At 45.8% G+C, this 13129-nt stretch carries 13 protein-coding genes; 6 read left to right on the forward strand and 7 right to left on the reverse strand.

Annotated features, from left to right (window positions below; translation table 11 throughout):
• Window positions 1-15 precede the first annotated feature (15 nt).
• The gene (rsfS, locus tag B5Z18_RS13690; RefSeq protein ID WP_079469889.1) at window positions 16-420 is read right to left on the reverse strand and encodes a ribosome silencing factor; all 405 of its coding nucleotides are present in this window, start codon (window positions 418-420) and stop codon (window positions 16-18) included.
• Between the two features lie 158 nt (window positions 421-578).
• On the opposite strand from rsfS, the gene B5Z18_RS13695 reads away from it, so the two are divergent.
• Window positions 579-1322, forward strand: coding sequence for a biotin--[acetyl-CoA-carboxylase] ligase (locus tag B5Z18_RS13695; protein ID WP_079469890.1), 744 nt, complete (start codon window positions 579-581; stop codon window positions 1320-1322).
• Between the two features lie 3 nt (window positions 1323-1325).
• Here the strand turns inward: B5Z18_RS13695 and B5Z18_RS13700 are convergent, their stop codons facing one another.
• On the reverse strand, window positions 1326-2900 hold the full coding sequence (locus B5Z18_RS13700) for a glycosyltransferase family 39 protein (protein WP_143313569.1): 1575 nt from the start codon (window positions 2898-2900) through the stop codon (window positions 1326-1328).
• 339 nt (window positions 2901-3239) lie between these two features.
• Here B5Z18_RS13700 and B5Z18_RS13705 point away from each other — a divergent pair, with 339 nt between their 5' ends.
• Both B5Z18_RS13705 and B5Z18_RS13710 read left to right on the forward strand, forming a co-directional pair.
• Window positions 3240-4178, forward strand: a complete 939-nt coding sequence (locus tag B5Z18_RS13705; RefSeq protein WP_079469892.1) for a helix-turn-helix transcriptional regulator — start codon at window positions 3240-3242, stop codon at window positions 4176-4178.
• Window positions 4179-4265: 87 nt separating this feature from the next.
• Window positions 4266-5258, forward strand: a complete 993-nt coding sequence (locus B5Z18_RS13710) for an aldo/keto reductase (protein WP_079469893.1) — start codon at window positions 4266-4268, stop codon at window positions 5256-5258.
• Between the two features lie 45 nt (window positions 5259-5303).
• Here B5Z18_RS13710 and B5Z18_RS13715 read toward each other — a convergent pair whose 3' ends face one another.
• From B5Z18_RS13715 to B5Z18_RS13730, 4 genes are all read right to left on the reverse strand, one after another.
• Window positions 5304-5642 (reverse strand): translation initiation factor, encoded by a 339-nt coding sequence (locus B5Z18_RS13715; protein ID WP_079469894.1) that lies wholly within the window; start codon window positions 5640-5642, stop codon window positions 5304-5306.
• A 20-nt stretch (window positions 5643-5662) separates the two neighbouring features.
• Window positions 5663-6544, reverse strand: a complete 882-nt coding sequence (locus B5Z18_RS13720) for a diacylglycerol/lipid kinase family protein (protein ID WP_079469895.1) — start codon at window positions 6542-6544, stop codon at window positions 5663-5665.
• A 10-nt stretch (window positions 6545-6554) separates the two neighbouring features.
• Window positions 6555-7406: a carboxylating nicotinate-nucleotide diphosphorylase gene (nadC, locus tag B5Z18_RS13725; RefSeq protein WP_079469896.1), complete on the reverse strand. Its 852-nt coding sequence runs from the start codon at window positions 7404-7406 to the stop codon at window positions 6555-6557.
• Between the two features lie 136 nt (window positions 7407-7542).
• On the reverse strand, window positions 7543-7956 hold the full coding sequence (locus B5Z18_RS13730; RefSeq protein ID WP_079469898.1) for a DUF4783 domain-containing protein: 414 nt from the start codon (window positions 7954-7956) through the stop codon (window positions 7543-7545).
• Between the two features lie 293 nt (window positions 7957-8249).
• Here B5Z18_RS13730 and gpmI point away from each other — a divergent pair, with 293 nt between their 5' ends.
• The 3 genes from gpmI (at window position 8250) to uvrC (ending at window position 12525) form a co-directional block, all read left to right on the forward strand.
• Window positions 8250-9773 carry a 2,3-bisphosphoglycerate-independent phosphoglycerate mutase gene (gene gpmI, locus B5Z18_RS13735; RefSeq protein WP_079469899.1) on the forward strand — a complete coding sequence of 508 codons (1524 nt, stop codon included), beginning with the start codon at window positions 8250-8252 and terminating at the stop codon, window positions 9771-9773.
• Window positions 9774-10126: 353 nt separating this feature from the next.
• Window positions 10127-10711: a hypothetical protein gene (locus tag B5Z18_RS13740; RefSeq protein WP_079469900.1), complete on the forward strand. Its 585-nt coding sequence runs from the start codon at window positions 10127-10129 to the stop codon at window positions 10709-10711.
• Between the two features lie 2 nt (window positions 10712-10713).
• Window positions 10714-12525 (forward strand): excinuclease ABC subunit UvrC, encoded by a 1812-nt coding sequence (gene uvrC, locus B5Z18_RS13745; protein WP_079469902.1) that lies wholly within the window; start codon window positions 10714-10716, stop codon window positions 12523-12525.
• 9 nt (window positions 12526-12534) lie between these two features.
• Here uvrC and B5Z18_RS13750 read toward each other — a convergent pair whose 3' ends face one another.
• The gene (locus tag B5Z18_RS13750) at window positions 12535-13128 is read right to left on the reverse strand and encodes a DinB family protein (protein WP_079469903.1); all 594 of its coding nucleotides are present in this window, start codon (window positions 13126-13128) and stop codon (window positions 12535-12537) included.
• Window position 13129 lies beyond the last annotated feature (1 nt).

Consider the following 13129-nt stretch of genomic DNA (forward strand, 5'->3'; position numbering starts at 1 on the left):
AAACAACTGTTTTGTTCAGTCTTCTGTGTGGTCCATCCTGTCCGCGTCGCTCCACATTTCTTCCAGATTATAGAACTTCCGGTTTTCGGGTTGGAAAATGTGTACTACTACATTCACATAATCAACCAGAACCCAGTTTTGAGAACTAAATCCTTCGTGTTTGTACGGTTCCTCTGAAGTATGCTTCTCCACCTCCTCTGACACATAATCAGCAATGGCTTTCACCTGGGTGCCGGAATTGGCTTCACATATTATAAAGAAATCGGCCACGGCTTCAGGAATCTGGCGTAGATCCAGGGACACGATATTTTCCCCCTTCTTATCCTGTATGGCCTTTATGATGGTGGTAAAAATTTCACTTTCTCTGGTCAGGCGTTGCTGCGCCTTCTTTCTCGTGCTCAGAACGGTTAAGGGTGCCAATAAATCTCGTTTTTGTTAAAAATAATCTTTAATTGTCAAAGTTACTAAACAAGCAGTAATATAAGATGTTTAATATCCGCCGCGGGAGGCCTGAAAATGTTAATTAAATAATAAAATGAATTACTTTTCGGGCCGGATACAGACTAAAAAAGATTCATGTGATAGGACACCCGTTTTATATATTAGACGAGATAGACAGCACCAATAACTATGCCATGCAGCAGGTAAATTCCGGCCAGGTGACATCAGGCACAGCCTGGTTCACCAGCAACCAAACAGCCGGAAAAGGTACCCGCGGGAAACAATGGCTCGCTCAACCCGGAGACATCAGCGCCCTCACAATTGCCCTTCAACCGGCTATGTTACCGCTTTCAAGGCAGTTTATGCTCAGCGTGGCAGTAGCCCTCGGAACCACCGATTTCTTCACTTCCCATGCCGGCGACGAAACCATCATCAAATGGCCAAACGATATTTATTGGCGTGACAGAAAGGCAGGTGGCATCCTGATTGAGAATGTATTGCGTGGAAATATATGGCAATATGCCATTATCGGCATCGGGCTTAACATCAACCAGGCCGCCTTCCCCCCTGAGTTGCCCAACGCGGTTTCCCTCCGGCAAATTACCGGCAAAACCCACCAGGCGGCAGACCTGGCCAAAGAACTATGCACTTTCCTTGATAAAAGGATCCGGCAGCTGCAACCCGCCAATTACGAAACCTTGCTCGCTGAATATACTTCAAGGCTCTTCCGCTGGCAACAACCCGGGCTATACCGCAAAGACGGGGAAATTTTTGAAGGCATCATCCGCGATGTACTGCCGGATGGGCATCTCTGCCTGGAAAAAAACGGAGAAATATTACAACTGGGCTTCGGGGAAGTGGAGTTTATTATTACGCGGTAATAGCTATTTACCGGAGTAAACATTTTGCTCTTCACGCAAAGCCCGCTTCAGCGCTGCCGGCAGCTCCGGTGACAGGTCCGACAGTAACCAGGCGCCGGCGCCCCACTGGTATTCCCTGGACAAAGTATCCTTCATAACACCGGTTTGCTGCAACCGGCCTATCATTTTCATATAGGCGCCTTCCGGCTTCTTACCGATTTTAACAATGTAATGGATGGTATCCATCTCCCGGAACCAGAAAACATAATCCGCATCCATTGCATTGGCCAGCGGAATATTTCTTCCCCTGTTATAATAATTCAAAGCACCGGCCTCCCCGTAGTTGTCGCAGATCAACAAAGTATATGGCTTCTCCGCTTCCGGTACCTGCTGCCAGGTTTGCCACGACATATCTGCGAGGTCGCGCCAGCCAAGCATATCCGCAAAATCCTGGGGAAGGATATGATCCTGCCCGTCTTCCCAGCGCAGCAAACCCAGCGACCGGAATTTACCGGCCTTTTCACTGATCTGCACCGGTTTCATCACCGGGAAAATAACATTCACCAGCAACCCAAAAGGCACTACTGTCAGGGCCACCCAAAGTAACCGCAGGTAACGCGTCCAGTCGTGGGTGAAAATCCGCTCCCAGTATACACTTCCGAATGCCAGTAACACCGGGTACAAACCAACGGAATAATAACTTTTTGCACGCAGGTAAGTAAACAACAGCATCGTTAACGCGTAAATACCGATGATAACCCTGTAAGTCCGGAACGACGGCGAAATAATTAACCCGATAACAGCTGCTACTACAATAAAAGCGCCTCCCACAAAGAACTTCAACTGATCTCCCAGAAAAGAAATACGGCTTACGTGTACCAGCTGGCTTTCACTCAGTTCCTTCATATGATGCAACACCGGCATGCCATGCTGCAACTGCCAGATGATATTCGGGGAAATGATTACCACGGCTACTGCCATTCCTATGTACAGGTATTTACTTAAAAATACTTTCCGGTGTGACGACAACAACAAGGCGCCCGCCATTCCGAGTACCAGGAAAATAATATTGTACTTGTTAAGCACTCCCACGCCGGTAACAACACCCATCCACAATAACCATTTATTGTTCTGTGTTTGCAGCAACTGCATCAGGCACCAGAACAACGCCGTCCATGCCAGGATATCAAAAGAATTAGGCTGATACAGGATGTTCATGCGCGACAAACCTGAACATAAAAATGCCAGTGCCGCCAGTACCTGCGCAAACCAGCCGCCACCCAGCTTTTCCACCATCTTCCATACCAGCACCATTGTGAGTGCACCATATAACGCGGGAAAAAATTTTATCCAAAAGAAGCTATTGCCCAACCATTGTATTACTAAAGAATTGAAGGCAGTAAGCGGAGGCACCGATAAATATCCTGCTGCGAGGTGATTGGCCATATCCAGGTGCAGGTACTCATCCCGGTGAAGCTCGTAATACGGGCTTAATACGGCGTACTGGAAAACCATCTTTATAATAATAAATGATAATAACAACCATAAAGAAGTGCGTCGATAGCCTGGTTGTCCGGCAGCGGGATGTATTATATGCACTAACAAAAAATTTTAATCATTAAAAAAAACGGAAATACCTGCTGATGTTGCAATGTATTTCCGTTATAGATTTTAAAATTTCTTGTTCAGTGGCATATGTGGCAGGCTGCTCTACATAGCGATCATCAGGGCTTGATGATAACAAGATTTTGGTTGATAAAGGCGTTAACAAATTGTGAAATTTTTTCTGATTAATCAAAAATGAAATTGCAACTATGTTTCATTTATAAAAACAAGCAGCTACCAGTACGGGTTTACACACATCGCATGCGGATAAAAGTTAACATACACAGGTGAATTACCAAAAGATTTTAACATAGAATTGTTTAAATTTGGTGTATGCCTTCAAGTAAAAACAGCTCCATTACGTTCAGAACTTTCAATGAATTTAACGACGACCTGCTATTATACACGCACAAGGAGGTAACTCCCAAAGCACCGTTAAATGGCAGTTTTACGGTACATGAAAGATCTGATTGCCCCTGCATGGATGAAGTGAGAGCCAGCAGACGGGACTATTATAAGATCAGTTTCTTCACCAAAGGTTCCGGTATCTTTACGCTCGGCGATAACCGTTACGAGATCGATAGCCCTACCTTACTTTTTATTAATCCTTACGAATTAAAAACATGGCACGCCACCTCGGATGAGCAGGAAGGCTACAACTGCCTGTTCACCGACCTGCTGTTTGAATCACAGCCTAATCACCAGGAAAACCTGTTGCAACACCCGCTGCTGCAGCTGGGAGCGAAGGCTGTGTTCACCTTAACAAATGAACAGGTCGATTATCTGCAATCCATTTTCAGACAGCTGGTAAAAGAATACCGCGAGAATGCCGCCTTTAAACAGGAAGCGATCCTTATTTACCTGAAATTGCTGATGCTGGAGGGCAAACGCCTGTCGGCCCAGGTAAACGAACCCAAACGCCAGTTAACAGCTGCGCAGGCGCTCGCACACCGCTTTACCGACAAACTCGAAAAACAGTTTCCGATTGAATTTACCCACAATCAATTGGCGCTGAAAACGGCCAAAGAATTTGCACAGGTATTAAATACACATCCCAATCATCTGAATGCGTGTGTGAAACAGGCCACCGGCCGCACTGTGAGCGAACATATCCGGCAAAGAATGCTGCTGGAAGCACGCCTGCTGCTCATGCACACCGATTGGCAGATTGCTGAAATAGCCTGGTGCCTGGGATTTGAAGATCCCGGTAACTTTACGCACTTCTTTAAAAATCACAGCGGCGTTTCTCCACATCTTTACCGGGCGCAGTAATACTTTGATATTTACAATTAATTGTTTGCTTCTTGCAATTCCGGGCCTGTACCTGCACGTACATTTGTATCACTAAATTTTAACAATATGCAGTACAGAAAATTAGGTAAAACAGGCGAATCAATTTCCGCAATAGGACTGGGTTGCATGGGCATGTCGTATGCATACGGCACCGCACAGGATTTTAATGAAACAGAATCACTGGCTACACTGGAGCTGGCACTCGAGCTGGGCATTAACTTCTGGGATACCGCAGATATGTATGGCCAGGGTGCCAACGAAATCCTCTTGTCAAAAATACTTGCAACTAAAAGAGATAAAGTTTTCCTCGCCACCAAATTCGGATTCAGATTTAAAGAAGATGGCACCAACTATTTTGATGGTTCTCCTGAATATATGAAACAAGCGGTGGAAGCCAGTTTGAAAAGACTGAAGGTAGATGTGATTGACCTTTATTACACCCACCGGATAGATGAAAATATTCCCGTAGAAGAAACAGTAGGCGCTATGGCCCAGCTGGTAAAAGAAGGTAAGGTGCGCTATCTCGGACTATCCGAAGCCAGTGTGGACTCTATTAAAAGAGCCCATGCTGTTCATCCTATCGCCGCGCTGCAAACAGAATACTCCCTGTTCACCCGTGATGTGGAAGATGGCATTCTGGCTGCTACCCGTGAACTGGGCATCACCCTGGTGGCTTACAGCCCGCTGGGAAGGGGCCTTTCCACCGGCGCCATCAATAGCACAGGTGCTTTGAAAGATGGCGACTTTCGCAAAAACCTGCCCCGTTTCCAGGGAGAAAATTTTGAGCAGAATTTACAAACGGTCAATGCGCTGGAAACTTTTGCCAAAGAAAAAGGAATTACCGCCGCACAGTTATCACTTGCATGGTTACTGGCACAGGGGGAAGATATAGTGCCTATTCCGGGAACAAAACGCAGAAAATATTTACAGGAAAATGCCGCTGCTGCAGAAGTGAATTTGTCAGCAGATGACCTGACGGCCATCGATGGTATTTTACGCAATAACGCCATCGCCGGAACACGGTATACAGAAGGAGGAATGAAACTGGTAAACAGATAGGAGGGATCGCCTTCGGCGATTGTAAATCACCGAAGGCGGTCTGCATTACTTAGTACGCTTATAACCCCAATCCAGCAGCCACTTCACTACTTTCTCCTTATAATCTCCCTGGATCAGGATTTCACCATCTTTCACACTGCCGCCTGTGCCACATTTCGTTTTGAGTTCTTTACCAAGCTTCTCAATATCTTCTTCTTTACCAACAAAACCGGTGATGAGGGTAACTACTTTACCGGCGCGTTGTTTTTTATCTAATGTGACTCTCAGTATCTGTTCTGCGGGCGCAAGTGTTTCTGTTACTTCTTCCTGCTCTGGCTCCAGTGAGAAGTTTGGATCGGTGGAATACACGATTCCATTGCCTGGTGTATTTTTCTTTTTCGACATCTCTCTAAAATATTTAAAGGTTATTCGTTTACCACTATATTGATTGCCTCTGTTTGAATACGGATGCGTACCACGCCGTTTTCGGTGAGCGGTACTGCGTCGCCGTCTACCTGCAAATATTGCAATGCGCTGCTGCTGATGGTGATATCCTTGCCGGTATAATGTTTCAGGTATCTTGTTTGATCAATGTTACCCATCAGGGAAAAAATACTTACCGGTAACAGGCTCAGAATGCCTACCGGTGGCATTACGCAAAGATCGAGTTGTCCATCGAAAACACTGGCTTTGGGAGCCAGTTTAAATTCATAGCCAAACTGGTTGCCATTGGCAACCGTTAAAAGAAATGCTTTTGTTTGCAACACTTCCCCATCTATATCGATCCTGTATTCTGCCGGTTCATAGCTGTTAAAACTTTTCAGCACCAGTTTCGCATAACCGGATAAACCACGTTTGGTATTATGCCGGAACTGTTCTGCAATAAGCGCATCAAATCCTACGCCGGCATTGCTGAGAAACAGGTGCTCATTGGCGTAGCCTACATCGATGGCGCGTTGTTTATTGGCAACAACAAGACTTAACGCTTTATTCACATCCAGCGGAATTTTCAGCGCGCGCGCAAGGCCGTTGCCACTGCCTAACGGCAGGATGGCCATTGCGGTGTTGCTTCCTACAAGTCCCTGTGCTATTTCATTGATAGAACCATCGCCGCCTACCGCCACCACGGTATCTACGCCGTTACTAACAGCTTCCCTGGCCAGGTCTGCACCATGGCCAAGATACGCCAGGTAGGCAGTGCTTACCTCATACTGATCGGCAGGCAAATGCCGGCTGATAGCGCTTTCCAATCGTTTTTCACGGTCAGTGCCCGCTTTGCGGTTGATGATAAATAGAATCTTCTTCAAAAAAACTGTTTTATAATATAATCGCCTTCAGGCTCAGATCCAGGCTCACTGCATGGTGTATAATAGCGCCCACGGAAATATAGTCTACTCCTGTTTTTGCATATTCCTCAAGGGTATCTATTGTGATGCCTCCGGAGGCTTCCGTTTCAAAACGTCCGTTAATCAATGCCAGTGCTTTAACAATATCTGCAGGGGCAAAGTTATCCAGCATGATCCTGTTCACCTGGCCTACGGCCAGCACTTCTTTCACGTCGTTGAGGTTACGTGTTTCCACCTCAATTTCGAGGGGCAGGTTACGCTCTTTCAGATATGCAACGGTATTGGTAACGGCAGCAGTGATGCCACCTGAAAAATCAATGTGATTATCTTTCAGCATCACCATATCATACAATCCCATCCGGTGGTTAACGCCGCCACCTATGCGAACTGCCTCTTTTTCCAGCATTCTGAAGTTGGGAGTAGTTTTACGGGTATCGAGTATGCGGGTATGATATCCTTTTAGTTTTTCCACGTACCGGTGCGTTAAGGTGGCGATGCCGCTCATTCGCTGCATGCAGTTCAGCACCAGCCTTTCACCCATCAACAGGGTGTGTACGGCGGCTTCCACTTCAAAAGCTGTTTCACCGGCCTTCATGGGGTCGCCATCTTTTTTATGGGGTGTAAAAACAGTAAACATATCCAACCATTTAAAAATGGCTTCCGCCACTTCCATTCCGGCCAGGATACCATCTTCTTTAATTTTCAGCACCGCTTTCCCTTTGGCGGTGGGAGGGATACAAGCCATTGTGGAGTGGTCTCCGCTTCTGATATCTTCTGCCAGTGCGCTTCTGATAAACGCATTCAGCGCTGCTTCATCTAACATAATTGATTGTATTATCTGGTGTTCACGCAAAGATCGGTGCTTTGCTTCTGAGCGCGAAAGATAGCTCAAAAATAAAAAGTGCCCCGCAATAAATTGCGGGGCACTATGGTTTTTCAACTAATTTATGTTAGCATCTTTATTTATTCTCAAATCTAAGTTCGTTCAATACCATCGTTCCTCCTTTCTTTTGCAGGAAAAAAGAAACCCTGTAATTACCGCTGCCGGTAGTCATATTGCCAATACCAAAACGGGAGTTATCACCGCCCTGATGCACCAGCTCAAATGATTTAACCTGGTTCTTTGAAAAGAAATCTTTCAGAATTATTTCGGCCTGTGCCTTACTGTAAGAATTTGATTTTCCGGCTATATTGATCTCTACGTTATTATCGAGGTAACTGGCTAAACCGCTTACATCGCCTTTCTTGAGTGCTGCCACCACATCATCGAACGGGCCGGCAACAGTGATTTCAATTGACCTGGCTGATAGTTTTTGTGTTGTAAAAGCACCTCCCAACAACATAATCCCCAGCACCATCAATAGCTTCTTCATTGTCAGTTTTTTTATTAAAAATGTGATTTTCTCCAACTCAAATTAAAAGCGAAAACTATGCCAAACAGCCTGCAAATCAACAAAATCACATTATCGTGGTAGCTATTAAGCCGTAAGCAATAACGGTAAGATAATATGTGTTTCATTTTGAATAATTAGAATACGAAATCTATATAGAGATGCCTGTAGCACTTATTTTTCGCGGAAGTTTTATTTTTGTAAAATATTTAAACCCTTTATAAGTACTTTCACCCTCTCGAGTGAATTTATATTAAACTATAACCAGATAGGATATGGAAAAGAAAAGAGCCATTCTCGTAATTATGGACGGATGGGGCGAAGGTAAAGTTCCTACAGCCGATGCCATTGCACATGCAAAAACCCCTTTTGTAAGCAGTTTATACAAGCAATATCCGCATAGCCACCTTATAACCTGCGGGGAAGCGGTTGGTCTTCCTGACGGGCAAATGGGCAACTCTGAAGTAGGCCACCTGAACATCGGCGCCGGCAGAATCGTATACCAGGAACTGCAAAGGATCAATGTAGCCATCCGCGATGGCGAAATGGCCCAGAACCAGATCCTGCTCGACACCCTGGCACATGCTAAAAACAATGATAAAGCCCTTCACCTGATTGGCCTCGTAAGCGACGGCGGCGTTCACTCTCATATTGAACACGTAAAAGCACTCGCCACCATCGCCCAGGCACACGGACTTGAAAAAGTATATATCCATGCCTTTACCGATGGCCGCGATACCGACCCGAAAAGCGGATTGGGCTTCCTGGAAGATCTTTCCGCCCACCTGGAAAAAACCACCGGCAAAATCGCTTCGGTTACCGGCCGCTATTATGCAATGGACCGCGATAAGCGCTGGGAAAGGGTAAAGCTGGCCTACGACGCCATGGTAAACGGTATCGGCACACCTACACAGGACCTCTTCACCGCCGTGAAAGCATCCTATGCTGAAGGCGTTACAGACGAATTCATTAAACCTATCATCGTAACTGATGATCAGCATAAAGCCATTGCTACCATCCAGGACGGTGATGCCGTGCTTTGCTTCAATTTCCGGACAGACCGCTGCCGCGAAATTTCACAGGTGCTTACCCAGGAAGCCATCCCGGATTTCGGTATGAAACCGCTGGATATCTACTACACCACCATGACAGATTACGACCGTACCTATAAAAATGTACATGTCATCTTCGAAAACGATAACCTGAACATGACCCTGGGTGAAGTACTGGCGAAAGACCATTGCACACAGATCCGTATAGCTGAAACAGAAAAATATCCACACGTATCCTTCTTCTTCTCCGGCGGACGGGAAAAAGAATTTGAAGGAGAACGCAGGCTGATGGCGGCATCTCCAAAAGTTGCCACCTACGACCTGAAACCCGAAATGAGCGCCAATGAACTGGCAGACCTCATCGTTCCGGAACTACAGGCGAAATCCGCTGATTTCGTAGTGCTCAACTTCGCCAATGCCGACATGGTAGGACATACCGGTGTGTTTGAAGCAGTAATCAAAGCCGTTGAAACTGTAGATCATTGTGTGGAACGCGTGGTAACCGCTGCCCTTGCAAGCGATTATACCGTTTTCCTGACAGCCGATCATGGTAACGCTGACTTCATGATCAATGCCGACGGTTCTCCCAACACTGCCCACTCACTGAACCTGGTGCCTTTCTTTATTATCAATAAAGATTTCAGAGGCCCGGTAAAAGATGGTAAACTGGGTGACATTGCACCTACTATCCTGCATTTCATGGGATTGGAGATTCCGAAAGAAATGACCGGTAACCTGCTGGTGTAGTCCCAGGAAGAAGTCGCCTTCGGCGATTGTCTTTTTCAGGATTACTTTTGGATTTTATATATGAAGAAGGGAGATATAAGCGGATATTCGCTTTTATCTCCCTTCTTCTTTTCGATGTCGCATATGATCAGTCTGATCCCCGGCGATCCTCTCCCCATTTTCCCCGGTTTATTTATTCACCCCTGTAACATTTGGTTTATCACCTCCGTTTAACAAGCGTTACCCACGAAAAATATCAGCTCAACACGCTGATTTACATATTTTTAGTGCTCTCGACAGATTTGCTCATGCATCGATGCGCCGTTTTTACGGCGCATTTTTTATGACCCGTATTTAAGTATTAATTTTGCAGCATGAAAAAATACAGGCAAGCAACCGCTTTGTTTACCATGATTGGCTTAATGGCCTGTAACCTGGCAAATAAACCATCAAAAAGCAACACGCCAGATAAGTTCATAAAACTGCCGGAGTACTTCGGCCAGGAGGATGCCCATATACGCACAGGAGGCTTTATACTACATAAATCCGTGACACTCAACGGCAAAACAGACACCATCAGCATTCCCGGCAGCGACAGCGCCACAGTACACGACCTGTTAAAGCCCTTCACTGATGCAGACCTGAATAAGCCCTCCCTCCGGGACGAATATGATACCTCTGGTTTGTATGATCCGTTTTCCGGAAGAAGATCACTGATCTATAAATCCAAAGGAAAACAAACCAATCCTTCGGAAATAACCCTCGAACTGGATAAACATGGCAACATACAACAGGTAAACATCCACTCTTATACCAGTAACATGGTGTATGAATTCCGGCAGGATCTGCACTACCAGCAAAACAGGCAGGTTCGGATGACTACCTATCAGAAAATTGCTTTCCTGTCGCCAAAAGAACTTGAAGTAAATGTAACGATCGCACCAAAAACAGGGATGTAAACATGACAGCAGCGGAGTTTCAGCAAATATCACATACCATACCGGGAGATGCCGGTATCTACAAATACTACGATGAAGCAGGCACCCTCCTGTATGTAGGGAAAGCCAAAAGTTTGCGCAAAAGGGTAAGTTCTTATTTTGTAAAAAATCATGACAACTATAAAACCCGCAAACTGGTTGAACATATCCATCATATTGAGTTCACCATCGTTGACTCTGAGCAGGATGCTTTCCTGCTGGAAAATTCCCTCATCAAACAATTCAAGCCCAGGTATAATATCAATCTGAAAGATGATAAAACCTATCCTTACATTGTTATCAAACATGAGTCTTTTCCACGGGTATTTTTCACCCGCAACATTATAAAAGACGGGTCCGACTATCTGGGACCATTCACGTCCGTAGGCCGGGTAAGGGAAATACTGGATGTGATCAAATACAATATCCCTCTCCGTACCTGTAACCTGAACCTGTCAGAAGAAAACATCCGGAAGGGGAAATTCAAAGTATGCCTGGAATATCACCTGGGTAACTGCAAAGGTCCCTGTGAAGGACTGCAAACACAGGAAGACTACCGCGAAGGACTGCAGCAGGTAAAGAACGTGTTAAAAGGTAATCTTACCCCGGTAGTAAATCTGTTCAAAGAACAAATGCTGGAGCATGTGTCGAAGATGGAATTTGAGAAAGCGGAAATCATGCGAAAAAAAATAGAAAGCCTGGAAGATTATTCCGCCAAATCCACCATCGTAAACACCCGCATGGGTAATGTGGATGTGTTTTCTATTATCAGCGAAGGCAATCATGCCTATGTAAATTATCTGCGCATCCTGAACGGCACCATTGCGGATACTAAAACCGTAACGCTGGAAAAACAACTGGAAGAAAGCGACGAGGAAGTTCTGGCTTATGCTATTGCCTACCTCCGGGAAGTATTCAAAAGTATCAACCTGGAAATCGTAGTACCGTTCCCGTTAGTATACCCGGAAAGCAATGTTACCGTTACTGTTCCTAAAGGGGGCGATAAAAAGAAGCTGCTGGAATTGTCGGAAAAGAATGTGAATTATTTTAAAGAAGAATTATACCGTAAGAAAATCCTGCACCTGGAAGGTAAGTCGGATATGGAGCGGAAACAGGTACTATACCAATTGCAGGCCGACCTGGAACTGCCGGTACTACCGGAACACATCGAATGCTTTGATAACTCCAACTTCCAGGGTAGTTACCCGGTAGCCGCCTGCGTAGTATTTAAAAACGGTGTTGCCTCCAATAAAGATTACCGGCACTTCAATATTAAAACGGTGGAAGGGATCAACGACTTTGCTTCCATGAAGGAAGTCGTTTTCAGACGGTATAACCGCCTGCTTGCAGAGCAACAACCCCTTCCTCAGCTGGTGATCATCGACGGTGGTAAAGGCCAGCTGGGCTCCGCTATGGAAAGCATCCGGGAACTGAACCTCATAGGCAGCATGACCGTGGTGGGACTTGCTAAAAATGAGGAAGAAATATTTTTCCCGGGAGATTCAGAAAGTATCAAACTGCCCTATAACAGCGAAAGCCTTAAACTCATCCGCCGGGTGCGTGATGAGGTACACCGTTTTGGTATTACCTTCCATCGTCAGAAAAGAAGTAAAGGCACCTTTAAAAATGAACTGGAAAGCATTAAAGGCATCGGTGAAAATACGGCTACACAGCTATTGAAAACATTCCGCTCTGTAGCCAAAATCAAACTGCTCACACAGGAAGACCTGGTAAAAGAAGTAGGCGCCGCCAAAGCAAAACTGATCTGGGATCACTTCCATAAAGAAGAAGCATAACATTAATGGCTATACGACCTTTTCTGCCTGCTGCATACTGCCAATAGCCCGTTCCGCCTGCAATATATGACGACGAATATGTGCGGTTAAAAAACAAAATGTATCGCCGGCAGATAATTTTATAAAACGCGACAGGGAAGTAGGTACTTTCAGCTGTTGGATGTTTACTTTCTCCGCGCGCAGTAATAAATCTTCCATCCGTTCCTGTTGCTGAATGAACTCCTGCAATACAGCTGCCACGTCCGGCTGAACAGATGGCAGGTGTCCTTTGGGGGATTTCATGCGGGAACGCAAACTCCCATCTGTTCCAGGTTCCATGAGACGGGTAAACCATGCACCGATCCAACTGCTGCGGAAAAGGGGAGCAGGCCGGCTGTTACGCTGTTCTCCACGGGTAATAGCCTGGTCCAGGGCCGGCAAATAAAAACGGCCATAAGTATTCAGATGCTCCAGGCATTGTACGGCACTCCACCGGCCAGGGCCGGGTGTATGTTGTAAAACAGCATCTGGTTGTCCGCCGAAACGGCTTTCTGCCTTGTATTGCAGGGCCACATTTTTTCTCCGCAATTCCTGCAGCAGTTCATCACTATTTCCACGATTCATG

The organism is Chitinophaga ginsengisegetis, assembly GCF_900168065.1.
Classification (GTDB): Bacteria; Bacteroidota; Bacteroidia; order Chitinophagales; family Chitinophagaceae; genus Chitinophaga; species Chitinophaga ginsengisegetis.

Bases quoted from the DNA above. Each gene is read 5' to 3' on its own strand.
- B5Z18_RS13705 (WP_079469892.1), top strand. From the start codon at position 3,240: ATGCCTTCAAGTAAAAACAGCTCCATTACGTTCAGAACTTTCAATGAA.
- B5Z18_RS13710 (WP_079469893.1), top strand. From the start codon at position 4,266: ATGCAGTACAGAAAATTAGGTAAAACAGGCGAATCAATTTCCGCAATA.
- B5Z18_RS13715 (WP_079469894.1), bottom strand. From the start codon at position 5,642: ATGTCGAAAAAGAAAAATACACCAGGCAATGGAATCGTGTATTCCACC.
- nadC (WP_079469896.1), bottom strand. From the start codon at position 7,406: ATGTTAGATGAAGCAGCGCTGAATGCGTTTATCAGAAGCGCACTGGCA.
- B5Z18_RS13730 (WP_079469898.1), bottom strand. From the start codon at position 7,956: ATGAAGAAGCTATTGATGGTGCTGGGGATTATGTTGTTGGGAGGTGCT.
- gpmI (WP_079469899.1), top strand. From the start codon at position 8,250: ATGGAAAAGAAAAGAGCCATTCTCGTAATTATGGACGGATGGGGCGAA.
- B5Z18_RS13740 (WP_079469900.1), top strand. From the start codon at position 10,127: ATGAAAAAATACAGGCAAGCAACCGCTTTGTTTACCATGATTGGCTTA.
- uvrC (WP_079469902.1), top strand. From the start codon at position 10,714: ATGACAGCAGCGGAGTTTCAGCAAATATCACATACCATACCGGGAGAT.
- B5Z18_RS13750 (WP_079469903.1), bottom strand. From the start codon at position 13,128: ATGAATCGTGGAAATAGTGATGAACTGCTGCAGGAATTGCGGAGAAAA.